16 protein-coding genes are annotated in these 22,038 nt (G+C 38.7%); 5 read left to right on the top strand and 11 right to left on the bottom strand.

Annotated features, from left to right (window positions below):
• Positions 1-54: 54 nt before the first annotated feature.
• Positions 55-3,783 carry an AAA family ATPase gene (locus ACWPWK_RS13455; RefSeq protein WP_109371778.1) on the bottom strand — a complete coding sequence of 1,243 codons (3,729 nt, stop codon included), beginning with the start codon at positions 3,781-3,783 and terminating at the stop codon, positions 55-57.
• A complete protein-coding gene (sbcD, locus tag ACWPWK_RS13460) occupies positions 3,783-5,012 on the bottom strand; it encodes an exonuclease subunit SbcD (protein WP_109371776.1) in 1,230 nt (409 codons plus the stop codon). The genes ACWPWK_RS13455 and sbcD overlap by 1 nt, the downstream gene beginning before the upstream one ends.
• A 221-nt stretch (positions 5,013-5,233) precedes the next feature.
• Between sbcD and phoB the strand changes: the two genes are divergently transcribed.
• The 3 genes from phoB (at position 5,234) to brnQ (ending at position 9,061) form a co-directional block, all read left to right on the top strand.
• Positions 5,234-5,923 (top strand): phosphate regulon transcriptional regulator PhoB, encoded by a 690-nt coding sequence (gene phoB / locus ACWPWK_RS13465; RefSeq protein ID WP_075673984.1) that lies wholly within the window; start codon positions 5,234-5,236, stop codon positions 5,921-5,923.
• Positions 5,924-5,946: 23 nt separating this feature from the next.
• Positions 5,947-7,245: a phosphate regulon sensor histidine kinase PhoR gene (gene phoR, locus ACWPWK_RS13470; protein WP_109371774.1), complete on the top strand. Its 1,299-nt coding sequence runs from the start codon at positions 5,947-5,949 to the stop codon at positions 7,243-7,245.
• A gap of 478 nt (positions 7,246-7,723) precedes the next feature.
• Positions 7,724-9,061, top strand: coding sequence for a branched-chain amino acid transport system II carrier protein (gene brnQ / locus ACWPWK_RS13475; RefSeq protein WP_109371772.1), 1,338 nt, complete (start codon positions 7,724-7,726; stop codon positions 9,059-9,061).
• A 68-nt stretch (positions 9,062-9,129) separates the two neighbouring features.
• Here the strand turns inward: brnQ and ydhT are convergent, their stop codons facing one another.
• From ydhT to ACWPWK_RS13520, 9 genes are all read right to left on the bottom strand, one after another.
• Complete coding sequence (gene ydhT, locus ACWPWK_RS13480; RefSeq protein ID WP_109371770.1) at positions 9,130-10,098, bottom strand: protein YdhT; 969 nt, start codon at positions 10,096-10,098, stop codon at positions 9,130-9,132.
• Between the two features lie 25 nt (positions 10,099-10,123).
• The gene (gene phsC / locus ACWPWK_RS13485; protein WP_109371768.1) at positions 10,124-10,921 is read right to left on the bottom strand and encodes a thiosulfate reductase cytochrome B subunit; all 798 of its coding nucleotides are present in this window, start codon (positions 10,919-10,921) and stop codon (positions 10,124-10,126) included.
• The gene (locus ACWPWK_RS13490) at positions 10,918-11,589 is read right to left on the bottom strand and encodes a 4Fe-4S dicluster domain-containing protein (protein WP_109371766.1); all 672 of its coding nucleotides are present in this window, start codon (positions 11,587-11,589) and stop codon (positions 10,918-10,920) included. The genes phsC and ACWPWK_RS13490 overlap by 4 nt, the downstream gene beginning before the upstream one ends.
• Before the next feature lie 66 nt (positions 11,590-11,655).
• The gene (locus tag ACWPWK_RS13495; protein WP_232799373.1) at positions 11,656-12,369 is read right to left on the bottom strand and encodes a YdhW family putative oxidoreductase system protein; all 714 of its coding nucleotides are present in this window, start codon (positions 12,367-12,369) and stop codon (positions 11,656-11,658) included.
• A gap of 22 nt (positions 12,370-12,391) precedes the next feature.
• On the bottom strand, positions 12,392-14,494 hold the full coding sequence (locus ACWPWK_RS13500) for an aldehyde ferredoxin oxidoreductase (protein ID WP_109371762.1): 2,103 nt from the start codon (positions 14,492-14,494) through the stop codon (positions 12,392-12,394).
• A 52-nt stretch (positions 14,495-14,546) separates the two neighbouring features.
• On the bottom strand, positions 14,547-15,176 hold the full coding sequence (locus ACWPWK_RS13505) for a ferredoxin-like protein (protein WP_109371760.1): 630 nt from the start codon (positions 15,174-15,176) through the stop codon (positions 14,547-14,549).
• Between the two features lie 615 nt (positions 15,177-15,791).
• Entirely contained in the window at positions 15,792-17,552 is a 1,761-nt protein-coding gene (gene ggt / locus ACWPWK_RS13510; protein ID WP_109371758.1) for a gamma-glutamyltransferase, read from the bottom strand.
• Between the two features lie 296 nt (positions 17,553-17,848).
• Positions 17,849-18,451 carry a peroxiredoxin C gene (locus ACWPWK_RS13515; protein ID WP_072069413.1) on the bottom strand — a complete coding sequence of 201 codons (603 nt, stop codon included), beginning with the start codon at positions 18,449-18,451 and terminating at the stop codon, positions 17,849-17,851.
• A gap of 439 nt (positions 18,452-18,890) precedes the next feature.
• Positions 18,891-19,478, bottom strand: a complete 588-nt coding sequence (locus ACWPWK_RS13520; protein ID WP_109372071.1) for an acyl carrier protein phosphodiesterase — start codon at positions 19,476-19,478, stop codon at positions 18,891-18,893.
• A gap of 107 nt (positions 19,479-19,585) precedes the next feature.
• Here ACWPWK_RS13520 and queA point away from each other — a divergent pair, with 107 nt between their 5' ends.
• Both queA and tgt read left to right on the top strand, forming a co-directional pair.
• Positions 19,586-20,659: a tRNA preQ1(34) S-adenosylmethionine ribosyltransferase-isomerase QueA gene (queA, locus tag ACWPWK_RS13525; RefSeq protein WP_109371756.1), complete on the top strand. Its 1,074-nt coding sequence runs from the start codon at positions 19,586-19,588 to the stop codon at positions 20,657-20,659.
• 183 nt (positions 20,660-20,842) lie between these two features.
• A complete protein-coding gene (gene tgt, locus ACWPWK_RS13530; RefSeq protein WP_036911729.1) occupies positions 20,843-21,985 on the top strand; it encodes a tRNA guanosine(34) transglycosylase Tgt in 1,143 nt (380 codons plus the stop codon).
• Positions 21,986-22,038: the final 53 nt, after the last annotated feature.

Here is a 22,038-nt window from a genome sequence, read left to right on the forward strand (position 1 = left end):
GTAGTGATTTATTGATATATAAAAAATTTAATCAGCTACGTCAAAATATTCGACCTAGTTTTTAACTACTTGATTTAAAATCTGTTTATCTACATATCTAAACTCAGGAGCAAGCTGGCTAATGCCAACACCTCCGGCTTTCTTCACTTTAATTTGCACTGGAATGCGCTCTTTCATGGCTTCTACGTGACTAATTACACCAATAATTTTTCCAGATGCGTTGAGGCTATCGAGAGCGTCTAATGCAATATCTAAGGTATCAGGATCTAATGTGCCAAAGCCTTCATCTAGAAATAGTGATTCGATTTGAGTTTTGTTACTGACCAAATCTGAAAGCGCTAAGGCGAGCGATAAGCTGACTAAAAAACTTTCGCCACCAGAGAGCGTGCGAGTATCCCGTAGCGCATCAGCTTGCCATGTATCGGCAATTTGTAATTCAAGGCTTGCTGGTGTTTTACGTTGCAAGAAATAACGACCATGAAGCTTTTCTAAACGACGATTAGCCAAATAAATTAGATGATCAAGCGTTAAGCCTTGAGCAAATCGGCTGAACTTATCTCCTGATGCAGATCCCACCAATTCGTTTAAGTAACTCCAATCATCAAAGTGAGATTGCTGTTTCGTTATTTTGTCGAGTAAGGCTTGTTGTTCTTTGCGTTTTTCTTCATCAGTACGCAGTTGCTCTTGAATGCGGAATTTGGTTTCTTGTATATGAGCCAGCTGTGTTTCTAGTGCTAATAAATGTGTAGTGATTTGTTCAATATTTTGCTCAGTCGATAACAACGGTTGTTGTAACAAGTGCTGCTGATATGCCTTTTCTTGAGTGTCTAAGCGAGTTTTTTCTTGCAATAATCTATCAAGTCGTTGTTTTTGCTGTTCTTGTAAACAGTTTCTTTCTTCGACTGATAACAGAGAGGCTAAAAATGCATTTTCATCAGCAAACGGACTGTTTTTTAACGCATGTTGATATTGTTCAATAATGTCTTGTGAACGCGTTTGTAACCGTTGTAGTGATTTTTCATTTTCCTGATATTGACCAATAAGCTGATTTAAACGGATTTCGAGTCGGTTTTTTTCTTCGCTATATTGCTCAATTTGTTTTTGTAACAATTGACTCTGTTTATCTAATTCATTACGCGCATCTTCGGTGGTTTGTGTCCCGAATAACGCTTGGCGTTGTGCTTTTAGCTGTTCTTGTTGCTGATGTAGTTGTTGTAAATGGATTAAAACAGCATCAAGTTCTTTTTGAATTTCAGATAAATAGCGTTTTCTTTCTTGCAGTGTTGATAACAATTCGCGGATTGTTTGTTGTAATTCGTGATGTGTTTTTAAGGTTGATTGATATTGTTGGCTCTCTTTTTTACGCGCAATAAGCCATTGAATTTTATCTTCACATTCCTGTAATTCATAACCTTGCTGTTTGACAAGAGATTGAAGATCCTGAGTTAACTGGGTTTGTTGTTGAAGATATTGCGTTGTTTGTTGTTGTTTATTGATGGCTTCTTTTTGTTGTTGCGCAAATTCATTTTGCTGATGAAGGATCGCTTGCTGTTGTTGATTAAATTGCTCTTTGGTATCAGATAGCAGTTTGTATTCTTGCTGAATTTTGGTTTCTAACGCTTTATAGCTGGATTGCTTTTGTGTGAGTAAATTATCTTTTTTCTCAAGCTCTGCATCCAATTTAGCCAAAGCATCTTCTTCGCAATCAACATCAGGTATTGTGTGCGTTTGTGCTAAGGTTCGCCATTGTTGTTTTAATGTCGCTATATCTTGGGTGAGTTGCTCAAGATCTTCATTAAGCTTTTCGTTTTGAGTTTGATAGCCAGCACACTGTGTTTTTTGTTCCACTAACTCTATAGTTAATGCATGTACTTGCTGTGTTAAGGTATCTAACCGTGATTTCGTTTCATCAGTTTGAATTTCTTTATATTTTTCAACATAAGGATGCTCGGTTGAACCACAAACAGGACATGGGGTATCTTTAACTAAACGTTGTCTCTCTTCTTCATATTCTGCTAACTTTCGTATTAGCAGATAATTATCGTTTAAGTCTTTAAGATGTTGTTCTTTCTCTTTTAAAACAATGTCATTTTTATGGATGCTTTCAGTCAGCATTGCTATTTTTTGCTGATTTTCTGAATAGCTTTTTTGGTATTGATATTCAGTTTTGATATTGCGTTGTAATTGGGTTTGTAATCCCATTAGTTTAGCGAGTGCATTTCGTTGTTGTGAAATTTGTTGCAAACGATGAGGGATATCCGCAATAGCATCAGCTTTATTTTGTTGCTCAAGTTGTGTTTGTAATTCGCTTAATTGTTGTTGCTGTAAGTTAAGATTGTACTGTTGCACTTCTAGCGCTTTGGTCGCTTTTTCTAATTCGAGTTTAAGTAAGCATTCTTTTTCTTGTTCTGCTTTTTCACTTTTCTGGCTAATTAGATATTTCTCTGTAATTTCATCATATTGCTCAAAATAACGTTGCCATAACGGTAAATTTTCAGCCAGTTGAGCATGAGCTATATGCTGATTTAAATATTCGTCTAATTCATTAAATTGTTTTTGTGAGCCAGCTAATTTGGCTTCAGTTAACTGTATTTTTTCCAGATATTCTGATTGCGTTTTTTCTAGCGTATTTTTTTGCTGTGTTTTTACTGAAATATCTTGTTGTAGCAAGATTAACCGATTATCTAATGGTGCTACTTTTTCACGTATAAGCTGCAATATTTGCTGTTTTTTTTCATCGTGTTGTTTAAATGTGTTACGAGCCTCGATTAAATGCTGATTAATAGGTTGGCTCTGTTGTTCAATGAGCTGTTTTTCTGCTGTTAGTGTTGAGAGTTGTGACTCAATATAGGTTTGTTCTTTTAATAGACGATCCTTTTCATCATAAATTGGGCGGATTTTTTCTGCTGGTTCGCTATTTTCAAGACGTTGAATATCGGGTTTGGCGGCGATTAAGGCTTCTTGTGCTAAGTTAACTTCGGTTTGTGCTAATAGTTTGTTTTTATTAAGTTCAGTTTCTTTTTCTTGCCACTGTTTTGCTGCTTGATATTCCAGCTGTTCTTTTTGTAATCGGCTCTCTTTGACAAAAAGATCGGTTTGTTCAGTTAATAACGCTTGGCGAGCATTTTCATCTAATAACGCCATCATTTCGGCTTGCTGTTTTAGTGCTTTTAATGCTTGTTCTTCTTCACGCCAATGTTTAAAGATAGATTGGGAGATATGGCGATAAATATCTGTGCCAGTGAGTTCTTCGAGTAATTCAGCACGAGATTTATCATCTGCATTTAAAAAAGCCGCAAATTGTCCTTGAGAAAGCAACATAGATTTAGTGAAACGATCAAAATCAAGGCCCGTAATATTAATGATCATCTCTTTCACTTGGCTTATTTTGCTTGCTAATATTTTGTCTTCGCCTCCTGTTGTATTTATTTTAACAAGTTCAGCCTGTGGCGCTTGAAGATTGCCATCTTCTTTATAATTAGCTCGGCGTTGTTCCCAAAATGCTCGATAAGCCACACCTTTGACTTCAAATTCGACTTCGGTCAAACACTCTGCGGTATGACGAGTCATTAATTCATTTTGAGATTGTGTGACTTTATCTAATCGTGGTGTTCTATGATAAAGCGCCAAACTAATCGCATCTAACAGAGTGGTTTTTCCTGCCCCCGTGGGGCCTGTAATGGCAAATAATCCATTGCTGATAAAAGGCTCTTGGTTAAAGTTAATCTTCCACTCGCCTTTTAAGGAGTTAATATTTTTAAATCGCAGACTTAAGATTTTCATTATGCTTCGTTATCCTCTTTCTCTGCCATTTCAACTGCTTGTTTAAATAATGTTGTTAAACGAGTTTTAGTTTCTTCTGAATCAAACTCATGCTGTTCTAAACGTCTTTCAAAAACATCATAAACGGTTAATTCGGTCAGTGTTTCGTTCTCATTTTGAGTGAACGCTTGGCGTTGTTTTCTCGCTCTTCTTAATAAGATCACATCAAAAAGCGGATCGTTAGTTAGCTCTTGAATACGGGTTTGTATATCACTGAGATAATCTTGTGTTGAAACTTCGATATCCAACCAAATAGTGGTATCTATTTCACCGTATTGTTTTTTTAAATCCTCAAGTTGTATCGCTATTTCTTTTAATGAACCACTGATAGTGCGTAGTAACTGAAATTCAGGAATAGGTAATAGTGTGAGGTTAGTTAATTTTTCTTGCTCAAAATCGATAAGGCAGATACTTTTCTGTTGTCCACATTCATCAAAACTTAACGGAATAGGAGAGCCGCTATAACGAATATGACCTGATTTATTCACCACTTGAGGGCGATGAATATGACCAAGGGCAATATAGTCAAATTCAGGAAATAGGGTTGCTGAAAAGGCTTCTAAGGTGCCGATATAAATTTCACGGACGGAATCTGTCACACTCGCTCCAATCGTGGTGAGATGACCCGTTGCAATAATGGGAATATCGACATTTAATTGCTGACGTAATTCGAGAGCTGCTTGATATTGAGCTTGATAATATTCAGCAATCGCTTCTTTTAAGGCTGTTTGTTTTTCAGCACCTGATTGCCCACTTTTACTGCTGATCATGTCTCTAGGGCGTAGATAAGGGATTGCACAAAGTAATGCTCCTGGAGTGTTATCTTTTTTAGGAAGAATTAACGGAGCTTGTGGTGTTTCAGCATGAACATTGGCAATAACGGTCGTATTTAAACATGCCAACAGTGATTTTGATTCATTTAGTGTTGCCACCGAATCGTGATTACCACCTAGAATAACGAGCTGACATTGTGTATCTCTAATAGCAACAACAAAACGGTTATAAAGCTCTCGGGCGTAGCTTGGAGGGGAGCCAGTATCAAAAATATCACCCGCAACAATCAGAGCATCAACTTGGTAATGTTTAATTTGTGCTAATAACCAATCAAGAAACTGTTGGTGTTCTTTAGCTCGAGTCTTAGTAAAAAAATATTGCCCTAAATGCCAGTCTGATGTGTGAATAATCCGCATTGCTATCCCTCTTTTTTATCTGGTGAAGAGTATAGCGCACCTTGCTTTTTTAGTGAAAACTCAACAATAACTCCCTTTTTTGAGTGATATTTCACCAAAAAATGATTTATTTACCTTAACAACAGGGATCTATTTCAGTAATGTTAAGGCTAGTCATAAATCTGTCATAAAAGTGCATCATAATCATTTTGACCCTCTATATACATTACACAGGATAGAGTATGGCAAGGCGTATTCTTGTTGTTGAAGATGAAACCGCAATTCGAGAGATGATCTGTTTTGTTTTGGAACAAAATGGTTTTCAACCTATTGAAGCAGAAGACTATGATTCTGCATTGAGTTTTCTTATCGATCCTTACCCTGATCTGGTTTTATTAGATTGGATGATCCCTGGTGGATCAGGCTTGCAGGTAATAAAACAGATGAAGCGGGAAAGTAATACCCGTGATATTCCCATTATTATGCTAACGGCAAAAGGGGAAGAAGAAGATAAAGTCCAAGGCCTAGAGACGGGTGCTGATGATTATGTTATCAAACCGTTTTCACCTAAAGAGCTTGTTGCCCGAGTGAAGGCGATTTTACGGCGTTTATCACCGATGTCAGCGGAAGATGTTATTGAATTCAATGGACTCGGTCTTGATCCTGTTTCTCACCGCGTCACAAGTCAAGATAAGCCGATTGATATGGGCCCTACCGAATTTAAACTCCTACACTTTTTTATGACACATCCTGAACGCGTATATAGCAGAGAACAACTGCTAAACTACGTTTGGGGAACCAATGTTTATGTCGAAGACCGTACTGTTGATGTGCATATTCGTCGTTTACGTAAGGCTATTGAAGAAGATGGCCATGACAGAATGATACAGACAGTACGTGGAACGGGATATCGTTTTTCTGCCCGTTTCTAAGTCAATATGGGAGTAATCGTCAGGTGTTAGAACGACTATCGTGGAAAGCCCTCGTTTGGGGGCTATGTCTATTTTGCTTGCCTGCCTTTATATTATCGCTTTTTATTGGGCATCTTCCTTGGTTGCTGGTGGCATCGCTTCTCAGTGCCCTTGTGTGGCATGCCTATAATTTGCTGAAATTATCTAAATGGTTATGGTTAGATCGCTCTGTATTACCTCCGGAAGGGAGAGGGGGATGGGAGCCTATTTTTTATGGTATTCGACAGACCCAACAACGTAATCGTAAACGACGCAGAGAATTAGGCGACTTAATTAAACGTTTTAGAAGCGGGGCTGAAAGTTTACCCGATGCTGTTGTGATGATGACAAATGAAGGGAATATTTTTTGGTGTAATAGTCTAGCTCAACATCTATTAGGCTTTCGCTGGCCTGATGATAATGGGCAAAATATTTTTAACTTATTACGTTATCCTGATTTTTTGCACTATTTTACCGCAGGTGATTTTAGTCGCCCCTTAACTATTTCACTAAATAATGGCTCTATTGTTGAGTTTCGTGTGATGCCATATAGCGAAGATCAGCGCTTAATGGTGGCGCGCGATGTAACAGAAAAAAATAAACTAGAAAACTCACGACGTGATTTTTTTGCTAATGTCAGTCATGAGCTAAGAACACCACTAACCGTTATTCAAGGTTATCTTGAGATGATGGAAGAAAATAGTGTAGCAAAACCCGCAGAGCATAAGGCGATAGTTACGATGCAAGAGCAGGCTAAACGTATGGATACGCTTGTTCAGCAACTCTTACAGCTTTCTCGTATCGAATCTGCTCCTCATATTGATTTAAACAAAATTGTTGATATTCCTGCCATTTTGGCTTTATTACAACAAGAAGCGAACTCACTAAGCCAAGGTCAACATCAGATTGTTTTTGATGTTGATGAAGAGTGGGCTGTTCGTGGTAATGAAGAGCAACTGCGTAGTGCTGTTTCTAATTTAGTGTATAACGCCATTAATCACACTGAAGAGGGTACAACAATCAAAGTGAGTTGGAAGAAAATACCCCAAGGTATGTTATTTAGTGTTTCAGATAATGGGGCGGGGATCAGCGCTGAACACTTAACACGTTTAACAGAGCGTTTTTATCGCGTAGATAAAGCTCGCTCTCGTCATTCTGGCGGTACTGGTTTAGGTTTGGCGATTGTGAAAAAATCGTTGCTTCATCATCACTCTCAATTGAATATTGAAAGTAAAGTAGGTGTTGGGAGTACATTCTCTTTTATCCTTCCTCAAACATTGCTTACTGCTAAAAAAACACACTAGCAGAATGTCTTTTTTAAAGCCTTTATCACTTCTATTCAATCAGTGATAAAGGCTTTTTTGTCCTTTTTTAATCTTTTTAATATCAATAAAAACTAATATCGTAGTGTTAAATTTTAATATTATTAATTAATGGTAACTTTAAATGACGCTAATATTCAATATTATTGGTGATAAAATGCACAAATCATATCATGTATATTCGATGATATATGACAGTTATAACTAGACCTGAAAAATAGTTTAGATGATTCTTCTGGTTTTTAGATTGGCTATTGCCTTTTTTCATTATAAAAGTTTTACTTGTGACCAGTTATCGGCAATTTTTTCTATTTAGCACTTAATTGCTCTACATGAAATGATTATATATGGATATTATCCTGAATAATGATGGTATGAGCCTAAATAGATATTGTTGATTTTATGTTGCGCTATATTGGCGCAATTTAACCATTATTGTAACTATATATTAACAAAACTTATGGCACATAGATTAACTTCCAGAGATATTCTGGCATTAGGGTTTATGACATTCGCCCTATTTGTTGGCGCTGGCAACATTATTTTTCCTCCAATGGTGGGGTTACAATCAGGCGAATTTGTTTGGACAGCAGCAATTGGCTTTTTGATCACAGGGGTAGGTTTACCTGTTTTAACAGTAGTCGCATTAGCAAAAGTCGGTGGTGGTATAGAGGCATTAAGCACACCGATTGGTAAATCAATGGGATTATTATTAGCTATTGTTGCCTATCTTGCTGTTGGGCCTCTTTTCGCAACTCCTCGTACTGCAACGGTCTCTTTTAAAGTGGGTATTGCCCCTTTGGTGGGTGATACAGAAATGTCATTGCTGATTTATAGCATTGCCTATTTCTTAATTGTGATTGGTATTTCACTTTATCCCGGTAAATTATTAGATAGTGTTGGTCATATTCTTGCGCCTATTAAAATTCTGGCATTAGCAGTATTAGGTGTGGCTGCGGTGTTTTGGCCTGCTGGTGGCGCGATCCCTGCCACAGATGCTTATCGTGAAATGGCTTTCACTCAAGGTTTTATCAATGGTTATCTCACCATGGATACCTTGGGGGCGATGGTTTTTGGTATCGTGATTGTTAATGCTGCCCGCTCTCGTGGAATAGATAACTCTTCATTATTAACACGTTACACTATGTGGGCGGGTATTATTGCGGGCGTATTATTAACAGCTATTTACTTAAGCTTGTTTAAATTAGGTTCTAGCAGTGGGAGCATTATTCCAGAGGCGCAAGATGGTGCTGATATTTTACACGCCTATGTTCAGTACACTTTTGGTGACTTCGGTAGCTTCTTCCTTGCTCTACTGATTTTCTTAGCCTGTATGGTGACGGCAGTTGGTTTAACTTGTGCATGTGCTGAATTTTTTAGCCGTTATTTGCCCATCTCTTACCGTACATTAGTGTTGATTTTAGCGATATTCTCAGCGGTTGTTTCAAACTTAGGATTAAGCAAACTTATTGAGTTTTCGATTCCTGTGCTGATTATGATTTATCCACCTTGTATTGTGATTATTTTGATGAGTTTCACTTTACGTCTGTGGAATAATCCAAGCCGTATTATCGCGCCAGCGATGGCTGTTAGCTTATTTTTCGGTATTTTTGATGCAATAAAAGCCTCTGATTATCTGAAACATTTATTACCAGACTGGGCAACTAAATTGCCATTAAGTGAGCAGGGATTAGCATGGCTCATTCCTGTATTGGTGACGATTGTTGTGTGTGGTATTTACGATAAAGTTGCAGGCTCTCAGAGTAAAAAAGCACTCCAGACGAAAGTGACTAAATAAGCGATAAAGCACATTGATTTAAACGTGAAAAGGGAAACGAAAGTTTCCCTTTTTGTTGGAATAACTCATTAATTTTGATCTGTAGAATACTGTTTTTCTGCCACGGGCTGTTGGTTTTCATCTAAGTAATAATGAACTCCAGCAACAATATCATCTTCACCTTCATAGAAGATTTTAAAGCGAGTACGATTGCCATCATGATAAGCAATAACTGCACTGCCGCCTTTTCCTAAGCAGAATTGATGTAGATTACCTGTTGAGATACAAATACTGTCGTCGCCAGATACCGTGACTTTACAATTATCACCAGTATTAATCGCGACAGAGTTTTGTCCGATTACGTTGATTTGTGCTAAATCACCTGTGTTAGTGACTTTTGCTCGATCTTGCGAGGCAGTAATAAAATTACGCATGCCGCTGTTTGCGATATGAACACCATTACCAGAGGCATAAATTTTGACATCATTGCCACTATTACAAATGCGAGAGCGTCCACCTAAGCTGCCAATACGACATTGATTACCCGTATTACATACTTTTCCTGCAAAACCCGTATTCATCAATTGATTACTATAACCTGTGTTGGCAATGCTGTTTTCATCGCCAGAAAAAGCCACAATGTTATTACTCCCACACAAAGCAAGATCGGTACTTAATTGCTGACTTTTTAAGATCAATTGATGCCATTCGGTAGAAAATTGAATATTTTCAGATGTTGGCAAAGTATTGTGATATGGCAGGCGTTGTAATGACACGCCTTGCTGTTGTTCATCGCCGAGCAGGAACAAGATGTTTTCCATGACTTCTTGTTCCTGTTTGGCAAAGGATGTTTCACTAAAATGACGTAAATAAATATATTGAATAAAGCTCTCTATCCACTGTGTACGGCGCTGTTTTATTAACTCACTATGGATAGCACTGTAAGTGCCTCCATCAGGAAAATAACGCAAAAACCAACGATAAAGCGAAGTTGAAACATGCAGTTGTCGTAAGTCTTCTTTTGTTAATGTGATATTTTCCTTTGAAGGGACTGACATATAAGCTCCTTAATCCATGTATCAATTAGTGTCTATGGTAACCGTCAACCATACTGCGAAATGTTTGGAATGGGGTTCTGCCTGTCGTACACAGATACAGGTGACCAAGAATAAAAAAGACACTACATACGGCTAATACTTGGTGTGCGATCAATAGCCATGCTTTAAACATTACAGCATCAGCAGGAATAAATGCTGGGTTTTGCAGTAAAACACCAGTTATTAAAAGCAATGGAACTAATGCATACATCACACCTAAATAAGCCATTTGTTGCAGTGGATTAAATTTAACATTCGGTGTTGCTGGGAAGGGGTGATCTTCGCCTTTGATAATGCCGTAGAGGTAAAAACGAACTTGCATTAAGGTGCGTTGTAACCAATTTTTGCCATCAATGCGGTAAAACTTGCCATTACCACCAACAAGGTTAATCAGTACGAAGGATAACCAGCAAACTAATAGCAGATAACCACAGATTTCATGCACGCTAACTAATAATGCTGTATCGTGTGCAGAAAGTAGGGCGAAATGGTTAATGCCACCACTGAGAAGCAACAGAATAAATAAAGAGGCATTACTCCAGTGCCACAAACGCACTGCTTTAGAGTAAAGATAGAGCTTCTCTTCTTTATGAGACTCACCGTGTGGTGTGGCAAAGCGATAACGCAAGAAGCCATGCAGTGCGAGAACAAGCAACATCCCCACTAAGAGCACACCTGCAACAATTAACCAAAGTGGTAAATAGTCAGGCGTATAGATTAAGACATACTCTTTTAGTGAGGCTTGAAATTGCTCGGCATTTGGCATGATATTAACTGCACTCATACTTTACCCTCCTCTTGAGAATGAGGCCCTACACGACGATAGAGATGTGGTTTTCCTACGCCATCGAGTTGATAGATATAGTAATCATGTGTTTTGAGCCATTCTTGAATTTGAGGGCTGTCTTCTCTACCAAATAACAAGGCATTTTGTGGACAAGCGCTCACACAAATCGGTGGGAAACCTTTTTGTAATCGAGACTCAAGACAAAAATCACATTTATCAGCAACATGTGTCACAGGGTTAAGATAACGGACTTGGTATGGGCATGCCGATATACAATAGCTACAACCAATACATTTCTCTTTATTAACACGAACAATGCCATTGGTTTCATCACGCCAAGAAGCACCCGTAGGACAAACTGGGATACAAGGGGCGTCTTCACATTGCTGGCAAGAGTGTCTAAAGAAATGGTATTTATCGTTATCTTCTTTGAGGCTTAATGGAATATGAGCAATATCCATTCGAGCCATTCCATTGGGTACTTTATTTAATCGACGACATGCAGTGGCACAGATATTACAGCCATTACAGAGCGTCTCATCGTGGATCATGGCATAGCGGATAGGTTTTTTTTCTGCAGTTGCTGCAAGCGCACTTCCTAGTGGCGCACTGAAAAAAATGACCGATCCCATACCTGCTACAAATTTACGGCGAGAAACACGCATTATTTTTGCTCCTCAGTCTGATGATGTTGTAATACCCACATCGAATTTCGTTGATAAGGTGGAACGTTAAGGATTTTCATGTTGTTCTACCTCAATCCATTCAGTTAAGCCTCGTGCTTTGCCGTAACTCATTAACGTATTGCTAAAGAGATAAGGGGCATCGTTGGACGCTAAAACTTGCTGAATATCCTGAAAATCAGGGTGAGTTTTCATCAGTGTCAGTGCATCTTCAATCTCTGAAGCCGTGTACTGAAAAGGTTCAGACATCAACATGCTTTGTTTCAATGGTCGAGGATAGGTTTCACATTCAAAACGAACCACACCTGCAATTGCTGTACAAATATCCGCATAGCGGTTTAGTAATTGCAGTTGTGCGAAGTTATCTGACATAAATTCATCTGAGTAGAAATAATCCTCGCCATTGAGACTTAAATGGGCGATATCAATAAACTCGTCGCTCTTTAACGCGGTTTCTAACTGCGCAATATCTTCTTCTGTCAGAGAATAGGGCGCATCATACAGCGTTGAAATTGCTAATAGTTCACCTTCTTTTGAACATTGACGTATCGCATTCGCTAGATGTTGTTCGGCAGATAATTCTGCTATCTCTGCAACGGGCTCTTCTACGATATCCGTTGAGGTGTTAGCACTACGTCCAACACCGGTTTCTGATAGTGGCAGTAACCAACGGCGACGAGAAATATCAGGCTGCTCTAAAGCAATATCTGCATCATCAGCGATATCTTGTGGTATAGAAGCCGATGCACTTTGTTCTATCATCATGATCTCCTTCTTTTACCTATTAACTTGGTAATAAACCACGAGACGCTAAATCATCTGCAACATCTTGTAATCCAAGGCGAACTAAAGTTTCTTTTGTTGGGCAACCTAATTTAGGGTCCCAGCCCATTTCTTCATAGAACATGGTGAGAGAAAGCTGCATATCTTCTCTGTCCATTTTGTCTGTACCTTCAGTAAAGACAGGAATATCAGGATCTTTATCAAATACCCATGAACAGATTTGGTCATGCTCATTGCGCATATCCATAGTGTTCATTAATTTAACGGTATAAGCGCGGTGTAAGGTGAAGATACGCTCTGAGGCTAAATCTAAATCTTTAGATGTGGTTGGTTCACCTGTGATCGCCGTGAAGAATTTGGCTTCCATTTCAAGATCACCACGATAGTTACGGCTCTTATGAGGGGAAACCGTCATCGGCCATACCCAGTTACATAAAGTGACGGCATCGTGTAAGCAACTACGTAAGAGAGTCCATTTGGTATAAGCAATTTTTGCTTTATTAATTGGTGTGTAGTTTTTGGTTTCATCAAAAGCATCACCAGAGCCAAATAGCTCACCTGCAATCTCTTTTTGCAATTTCAGCGGTAAACCACTACCGATATAGTTGATATGGGTATGTGTCATCGCGTCGCGGTTAAACATACAGTTAACGATAGAACCAACTTGTGCAGAGGCTTCATTGGCGTGGTGAATTGGGAAGCCCATTGGTGACCAAAGTTTATTTTTCTTGTTACCCCAATATTCTTCACCTAAATTCCAACGCTGAGCCATCAGGTAAGATCCATCGGCAAGGTGGCTAAATTCACCTTTACGATGCGCTAAACGGTAATAGAAATCTTTGATAAATTCTGGGTTACCTTCTTCCAGTTTATCCCAAGGAATATCGTTATATTCTTCTTCAGAAAGCACACGTTTAAAGACGCCGTGGGTATAACAATAAGTGAAGTCACGATGGAGTTGACCGTAGTTACACCATAATCCCATATCATCAAAAATATTCAGACCAACAAGATTACCAACAACGTTGCCATCCCCTTTTTTCTCAACATCTTTAGGGCCATTAGGGAAAATGGTGGTGTGAACAAAGTTTGCAACGCAGGTATTACCCCCAGTTTGCGGTACACCAAATTTTTTCGCTTGTGGAACATTAAGTTGCGCCATACAACGAATAGGACAAGAGTGGCAACCTCCCATTTTGACCGTGTATTCTTCAGCTTCAGGACCAAGGTCAAAGGTGGATTTCATGGTTCTAAAACCAACGGTATTGATATCACCAGGAGGAATTTCACCCGTTTCGATAGGTCCGCCTTCAGCCGCACCCCAGAAAAGTCCTTTGCGTGCAGTCCAGCGAGAACCTGGATGAGAATATTCAGCCCATGATTGTGGTGTGCTTGGTACAACGTGGTTGTTATTTGAGCCAATAAGTTGTGTCATCATGTAGTCGTTAAGCTCTTTTAACGCTTTACGATCAGCAACGTTAACGCCTCGGCTACCTTCGACAACAATCGCTTTTAATTTTTTAGCGCCTAACACTGCACCAACACCCGCACCACCACTGTGATTACGGCTATTAATAATGCCAGATAACGGGACTAAATTTTCACCCGCAGGACCAATTGCGGCAACACAGGCTTCAGGGCTAGTTTGTGCGCACAGCTCTTCTGTGGTTTGACGAACGCCTTTACCCCATAAGAAAGAGGCATCTTCAATAGAAACTTGGTCATCATCGATATGGATCCAAACAGGTTTATCTGATTTACCTTCAATAATCAGAGAGTCATAGCCTGCAAACTTCATCCATGCTGCGAAAAATCCCCCCATATGAGCGTCAACAACGAGGTTGCCACGAGTAAAGGTGGAAAGAGAGGTGATATTGACGCGAGAGCTACAAGGTGCGCCAGATCCAGTTAAAGGACCTACTGCAAAAACAACTTTGTTTTCTTCATCAAAAGGTTTAACGCCGGGAGCAACCTCTTCGTACATAATTTTGTAGCCAAAGCCCATACCACCAATCAAGAATTTATACTTGCTTGAGCTTTCACGTGTGATGGCACCGGTAGTTAAATTGATTCTTAGAATATTTCCAGTCCAGCCGTTAGTCATAATATTGCTTCCTAATCTAAATGTGGTTCAGTGATGTGATTGTCTGGATTTATTAAACAGTAATTTCTTTCCATTCAATGATTTGCAGAGCACCTGTTGGGCACGCTGATGCACACTCACCACATAAATTGCATTTGCCGGATTTTTTAGTTTGTGGGTTGAGGGTTGCCATCATCCACGGACAAGCTGTTGTACAGGCGGCACAACCAATACAACGACGTGTATCAACGACAATACAGCCGAACTCTTCTTGATAACGGATAGCTTTGACTGGGCAGACCTTCATACATTCAGGATCTTTACATTGGCGGCATGTATCCGTTGTAAAGTTCAAATCGCCATAAAGCCCCCCACCAGAGCCAATACCTTTATCACCAAAATAAAAGTGACGATGGATTTTGGTACGTGAGAAGAATGATCCAACGCTTCCATCATTCCATGTTGTACATGCTGTTTCGCAACGGTGGCATCCTGTGCAACGCGCTCTATTTGTGACTAAAACGCCTTTAGGTGTTGTGGTTAATTGAATTATTCCGCTGTCTATTTCTTCTTGCTTACAACCTAAAAGAGAAAGCAATGCGGGTGCTATCGTGATCCCTGCAAGCCCTTTACCGGATATTCGCAGAAACTCTAGTCTTGATAGCCCAATATCTAATATTGGACGATGATGTGTATCAGACATTAATATTTATCTCCGCTTAACTAATTTTATTAAGAAATAAGTTGTGATGATAAATTCTTTATTTACCCGCTTGCCTTATCGTTATATAAAAAATATAATAACGGTATCGTTAGTAGATAAATTATAGATTTCAACTCTTTTTATGATTAAAAAACACGTTGTAAGAAAATGTTAAATATTTGTATTTACAATGTGTTATATCATTTTTTTTACGTATTTTTATTATCCTTTCTGATAGTGTGGTTATTAAAAAATTTATTCTGTGATTACTATCATAGAAATAAAAACAATTCGTGTTATTTAATTTGTTTAATTAAATGATTATTATTTTTATCTGTAATTACGAAAGAGAATAACTACTATTTATATATATTCTATTATTGAAATTAAATTAAAGGTGATTTGTTCTTGTATTTTATTTGATATTATTATTTTAATAATAAATTGATATTCGATATTAATTATCGATTAAATGAAATGTGAGTTTTGATTATTATTAATAGCTGTAAATATGAATAAATTGTAAAACCATGACTAGATCATTTTTATAAAAAAAGAAACCTTATCTAATTAAGAGAAGGTTTCTTTTGTTTGTTTTATCATTTGGTTTTATGGTTAGTAACCCACTGCTTTACCCGCAGGGCGGCGCACATCATTTGATCCATAAATATAACCTTCACGCACTGCTCCAGAAACAGCAGAATCGTTGCCTGATGAAGTTGGGATCACGCCTTCTTCTCCGGGGAGTCCAACCATAATCAATTCAGCAGCTCCCCATGGGGTTTGTTCTACCATTTTATATCCCATGGCAGAAAGTTTTTCTAACGTGTCTTTTGATAACCCTCGTTGTTCATAATAAACCTCATCAGGTAGCCATTGATGATGAATACGAGGGCTATTAACGGCTTCTTGCGGTGGCATACCAAACTCAATGATATTAAGTGCTGTTTGTAAGGTGATTGAGATAATTCGTGAGCCTCCTGGTGATCCTAATATTAAGAAAGGTTTACCTTCTTTCGTCACAATGGTTGGGCTCATTGATGATAATGGGCGTTTTAATGGGGCAATGCTATTACGTTCACCTTGTACTAAGCCATAGAGATTTTTCTCGCCAACTTTGGTTGTAAAATCATCCATTTCATTATTGAGGAAAAAACCTGTTCCAGGCGCAATAACAACGGCACCGAAACGACCATTTATAGTATAAGTGGTTGAAACTGCGTTACCATTTTTATCTATAACTGAGTAGTGTGTTGTTTCAGGGCTTTCATGAGGTGCAATACCAGGTTGTACATTTTCTGATGGAGTGGCTTTATTGGGTTTTATTTGTTGGCGAATTTCAGTGGCATAAGTTTTACTGAGTAACCTTTCTGTTGGATTATTAATAAATTGAGGATCGCCAAGAAAAGTGTTTCTGTCCATATAAGCATGACGCATTGCTTCCGTTAGTGTATGAACATATTCAGCTGAATTAAAGCCCATCGATTTAAGATCATAGCCTTCCAAAATATTCAATGTTTGGCAGATAGTCACTCCGCCTGAGCTGGGTGGTGGTGCAGAAATAAATTCATAACCCCGATAAGTACAGGTGATAGGTTTGGTCTCGGTGATAGTGAAGTTTGCGAAATCATCTTTAGTTAGCATTCCCTTATGCTGTTTTGAGGCTTCTTCTACTTTTTTAGGAATTTCACCTTGATAAAAAGCCTCTGCACCTTGCTCTGCAATAAGCTCAAGCGTATTGGCTAAGTCAGTCTGAATTAAGCGATCACCAGGTTGCCATGGTGTTCCATCTGGTTTTAAGAAAATTTTTGCCGATTCAGGATCTTGTTTAAAGCGCTCTGTTGTTGTTTCTAATACATCGGTATCAGCACGCGTTAAAATATAGCCTTCTCTTGCAAGTTTAATCGCAGGTGCCATCACTTCTTGGCGTGAAAGGGTGCCGTATTTTTCTAATGCAGCATCAAGCCCTTTTACCGTACCAGGTACACCTGAAGCGAGATAGCCATATAAACTGGCACCTTTAATTAAGTTACCCTCTTTATCTAAATACATATTTTTAGACGCTGCGGCAGGCGCGGTTTCCCTGAAATTAATAAAGGTATTTGTGCCATCAGCAAGGTGTATTGTCATAAAACCACCGCCACCAATATTACCGCAGCAGGCATTCACGACAGCTTGTGCATAACCAACTGCAACGGCGGCATCAATCGCATTCCCCCCTTTTTGTAAAATATCATTCCCGACTTGTGATGCTAAATGTTGAGAAGAGACAACCATACCATGTTGTGCTTCAACCGCGGGTTCATAGGCAGCATAAAGTGAATGTGAAAAAAGGGCGGTGAGTAACAGCAGGTGAGTCTTTTTTATAGTAATCATTATTATCTCCATTTATAACAGGGAGTTATATTTAATAAATACAAATATAGAGTTTTACGCTGTTATTAATGTGAATTAACAATTGCGTAACAATAAGTATAGAGAGAGGTTATTGGTGATGAGAATTTTTTTTGATGTGATGATCACAAAACTATCTTTAAGCAGGTAAACAATAAGCTTGAGTATAACTAATTGCAGTAATAAATAGAGTTGATAAGAAATAAATAGATAAGCGCTGAATAAACAAAAAAAGCCTGTTTTCACAGGCTTTTAGAAAATAGTAGCTTACTGAAATATTACAGTTTGCCAGAGTTTGCTTTCAGGTATTTAGCAACGCCGTCTGGAGATGCGCCCATACCTTCTTGACCTTTTTCCCACTGTGCAGGGCAAACTTCACCGTGTTCTTCGTGGAATTGCAGTGCGTCAACCATACGGATCATTTCATCGATATTACGACCAAGTGGCAGATCGTTAACGACTTGGTGACGAACAACACCTTCTTTGTCAATTAGGAATGAACCACGCAGAGCAACGCCTGCTTCTGGGTGTTCGATGCCGTAAGCTTTGATGATGTCATGTTTGATATCAGCAACCATTGGGTATTTAACTTCACCAATACCGCCATCATCAATTGGGGTTTTACGCCATGCGTTATGAACGAATTCAGAGTCCATAGAAACACCGATGATTTCAACGCCACGTTTTTTGAATTCTTCAAAACGGTGATCAAATGCAATCAGCTCTGAAGGGCAAACAAATGTGAAATCCATTGGCCAGAAGAAAATAACGGCAGGTTTGCCTTTGATAAATGAATGCAGGTTGAAATCATTAACGATTTCGCCATTACCTAAAACGGCAGCAGCTGTGAAATCAGGGGCTTTGCGAGTAACCAGAACCATAATGTACTCCTGTAGATTGAAAAAGTTTATACTCGTCATATTTCGAGTTATAGCGTTGTTGACTGCGTTCATTCGCACTAGTCACATACTTTACTCATTTACTTGTCGCCTAGCTATACTTCGAACTATTCAGAGTAAATTCAAGGGGTATACCCTGTTTTTAAATGATGCATACAGCATAAATAATCAATCGCTATTGATAAAGTTAAACAGAACAATCCATTTGATAGATTATAGCTATCAACTTAATACAATAAAGTAGGATTATTTATGACTCCTTGTATAACGATTCATTCTAATCAACTTTGGAAATGAATACTATGCTTGTTAACAAATCGTTACTAATAACATGATAAATTGACTTAGCATCTCTTTGATATATCAAATGTAATTCTACAATATGACAAAAAGATGAAACTCAATATGGTAGTTAAATGTATCAGTCATCAAGTTGGTGATGTTGTGCTCTTTCTAGCAATTGTGGATAAAACTGCCAAAAAATTTCACTTAGTTCGTCATAGTGGGTTTCAAGAACAATATAAGAGCCAGCTAGTGCACTTAATCGTGGTCTTCTTCTTGCCATTCCTTTCAATGTTTGAGCAATATATGCCTTATCAGCATAACGAATTAACCAAGATTGTGACCATAGATACTCATTAAGCTCTTGGAATTTTTCAGGTGTTTGCCATAAATCAGGTTCAATAATATTTCGGGTCTTGGTAACAAATTCAATCAACGGTAAATCTGGTTCAAATTTCAACCAATTTAAAGAAAGAAAATGATCCCAAAAAACATCTAAGGTAATTGGTGAAACTCGGCGATATTCATCAGGAAATAAAAGGCGAGCTTGCTTGACTAATGGGTGAGTGTCTGTAAGCACATCAATGCGTCTATGCATGCGAATGCCCTCAATAACAGCTTGGCTGTAATCAGAGCTAGGTGCGCCTTTAACGTAATCTGCCATCATATTGCCTAATAGAGAGCTTTTTGCTCTAAAGGCCAGATGTAAGTGAGCAAGATAATTCATCACAGCATCATAGCGCTTTTTGAATAAAAAAGGGCTTCTTTCTTGCACTGATAAGCTGGCAGCACTAGACTAGTCCGCCTGTTTTTTATGAAAGTAGTCGTTTAATTATGCGTGTATCAGACTTTACATTTGAATTGCCAGAAGCCTTGATTGCTCACTATCCACAACCTCAACGCAGTGGTTGCCGTTTGCTCTCTTTAGAAGGTGAGACTGGTGCTTTATCACACGGTATTTTTACCGATGTGTTAGATAAAATAAATGCTGGTGATCTACTGGTTTTTAATAATACGCGGGTGATCCCTGCGCGTATTTATGGACGTAAAGCGTCAGGTGGTAAAATCGAAGTACTAATTGAGCGTATGCTTGATGAACATCGCGTCCTTGCTCATGTTAGAGCCTCCAAATCACCGAAAGAAGGCGCTGCGCTTGTGCTAGGTGAAGATGAAAGTGTACAAGCAACTATGGTTGCGCGTCATGATACACTTTTTGAAATTCGCTTCGATGATGAAAGAGATGTTCTAACTATTCTTAATAGCATTGGGCATATGCCTTTACCTCCTTATATTGATCGTCCTGATGAAGAGTCTGATAAAGAGCTTTATCAAACGGTTTATAACGAGCGTCCAGGCGCTGTTGCAGCACCTACTGCGGGATTACACTTTGATGAACCATTACTTCAAGCCTTAAAAGAAAAAGGTGTTGAGATGGCGTTTGTCACACTGCATGTTGGGGCGGGAACTTTCCAACCAGTGCGTGTTGATAATATCGAAGAACACACAATGCATTCTGAATACGCAGAAGTACCACAAGAAGTGGTTGATGCTGTATTAGCGTGTAAAGCGCGTGGTAATCGAGTGATCGCTGTGGGGACAACCTCTGTTCGTTCATTAGAAAGTGCGGCTAAGGCAACAAAAGATGCGTTAATAGCACCTTTCTTCGATGATACCCAAATCTTTATTTATCCGGGTTATCAATATCAAATTATTGATGCATTGATTACGAATTTCCATTTGCCTGAATCGACTTTAATCATGCTGGTTTCTGCTTTTGCTGGGTATAAAAATACCATGAATGCCTATAAAGAAGCGGTTGAGCAAGAGTATCGTTTTTTCAGTTATGGTGATGCGATGTTTATTACTTGTAATCCTTTAGCTATCAATGAAAAAGTAGGACAAGAATAAAGATTTATTATTCTTTTTAACGTTTTTCTTCATTTTATGAATTGTTATTTCAATTTTATTGCTTAATCCCTTTGACTAAGCACGGGTTTTTGTTGAAGTAACATATACAGCCGTCTAACAAATGATTAGAATGTGCTGTTTTTTATTGCGCATTGGACTGTTTTTCTGATGCTTGGAGGATTAGTGAAATACGAATTAGACAAAACTGACGGTAATGCTCGCCGCGGTCGCCTTATTTTTGAACGAGGTGTTGTTGAAACACCTGCATTTATGCCAGTGGGTACTTACGGCACAGTAAAAGGAATGACACCTGAAGAAGTAAAAGCAACAGGTGCACAAATTCTTTTAGGTAACACTTTCCACCTATGGTTACGCCCAGGTCAAGAAATCATGAAGTTACATGGTGATTTACATGATTTTATGCAATGGCAAGGCCCTATTTTAACGGACTCAGGTGGCTTCCAAGTCTTTAGTTTAGGCGCAATGCGTAAAATTAAAGAAGAGGGTGTGCATTTCCGTAATCCTATTAATGGCGAAAAGATTTTCTTAAGCCCAGAAAAATCAATGGAAATCCAATACGATTTGGGTTCTGACATTGTGATGATTTTTGATGAGTGTACGCCATATCCTTCCGATTGGGATTATGCGAAAAACTCAATGGAGATGTCATTACGTTGGGCTAAACGTAGTCGTGCACGCTTTGATGAACTTAATAACAAAAATTCATTATTCGGTATTATTCAAGGCGGTGTTTACGAAGATTTACGCGATATCTCCGTAAAAGGACTAGTCGAAATTGGTTTTGACGGTTACGCTGTCGGCGGCCTTGCGGTCGGTGAACCTAAAGAAGATATGCATCGTATTTTAGAGCATGTCTGCCCTCAAATTCCTGCGAATAAACCGCGTTATTTAATGGGTGTCGGTAAACCAGAAGATTTAGTTGAAGGTGTTCGTCGTGGTATTGATATGTTTGACTGTGTTATGCCAACACGAAATGCACGAAATGGTCATCTGTTTGTAACTGATGGTGTGATTAAAATTCGTAATGCGAAACATCGCTCTGACACATCAACGCTTGATGAACATTGTGACTGCTATACCTGTAAAAATTATAGCCGTGCTTATTTACATCATCTTGATCGTTGTAACGAAATTTTAGGTGCAAGGCTGAACACTATCCACAACTTGCGTTATTATCAGCGTTTGATGGCTGAAATTCGTCAGTCTATTGAAGACTCGCGTTTTGAAGAGTTTGTACACGAATTCTACGAACGTATTGGAAAACCCGTCCCACCGCTAAATGGCAGTGCGACTAAGTGTGAATAATGTATACGAGAAAGCCCAATTCTGTGTATGATATTGGGCTTATAACTTGAATA

This window comes from Proteus sp. Marseille-Q3619, from assembly GCF_965283115.1.

Bases quoted from the DNA above. Each gene is read 5' to 3' on its own strand.
- ACWPWK_RS13500 (WP_109371762.1), bottom strand. From the start codon at position 14,494: ATGACTAACGGCTGGACTGGAAATATTCTAAGAATCAATTTAACTACC.
- ACWPWK_RS13490 (WP_109371766.1), bottom strand. From the start codon at position 11,589: ATGCGTGTTTCTCGCCGTAAATTTGTAGCAGGTATGGGATCGGTCATT.
- queA (WP_109371756.1), top strand. From the start codon at position 19,586: ATGCGTGTATCAGACTTTACATTTGAATTGCCAGAAGCCTTGATTGCT.
- ACWPWK_RS13515 (WP_072069413.1), bottom strand. From the start codon at position 18,451: ATGGTTCTGGTTACTCGCAAAGCCCCTGATTTCACAGCTGCTGCCGTT.
- ACWPWK_RS13455 (WP_109371778.1), bottom strand. From the start codon at position 3,783: ATGAAAATCTTAAGTCTGCGATTTAAAAATATTAACTCCTTAAAAGGC.
- ACWPWK_RS13505 (WP_109371760.1), bottom strand. From the start codon at position 15,176: ATGTCTGATACACATCATCGTCCAATATTAGATATTGGGCTATCAAGA.
- phsC (WP_109371768.1), bottom strand. From the start codon at position 10,921: ATGAGTGCAGTTAATATCATGCCAAATGCCGAGCAATTTCAAGCCTCA.
- ggt (WP_109371758.1), bottom strand. From the start codon at position 17,552: ATGATTACTATAAAAAAGACTCACCTGCTGTTACTCACCGCCCTTTTT.
- ACWPWK_RS13495 (WP_232799373.1), bottom strand. From the start codon at position 12,369: ATGATAGAACAAAGTGCATCGGCTTCTATACCACAAGATATCGCTGAT.
- ACWPWK_RS13520 (WP_109372071.1), bottom strand. From the start codon at position 19,478: ATGAATTATCTTGCTCACTTACATCTGGCCTTTAGAGCAAAAAGCTCT.
- phoB (WP_075673984.1), top strand. From the start codon at position 5,234: ATGGCAAGGCGTATTCTTGTTGTTGAAGATGAAACCGCAATTCGAGAG.
- sbcD (WP_109371776.1), bottom strand. From the start codon at position 5,012: ATGCGGATTATTCACACATCAGACTGGCATTTAGGGCAATATTTTTTT.
- brnQ (WP_109371772.1), top strand. From the start codon at position 7,724: ATGGCACATAGATTAACTTCCAGAGATATTCTGGCATTAGGGTTTATG.
- ydhT (WP_109371770.1), bottom strand. From the start codon at position 10,098: ATGTCAGTCCCTTCAAAGGAAAATATCACATTAACAAAAGAAGACTTA.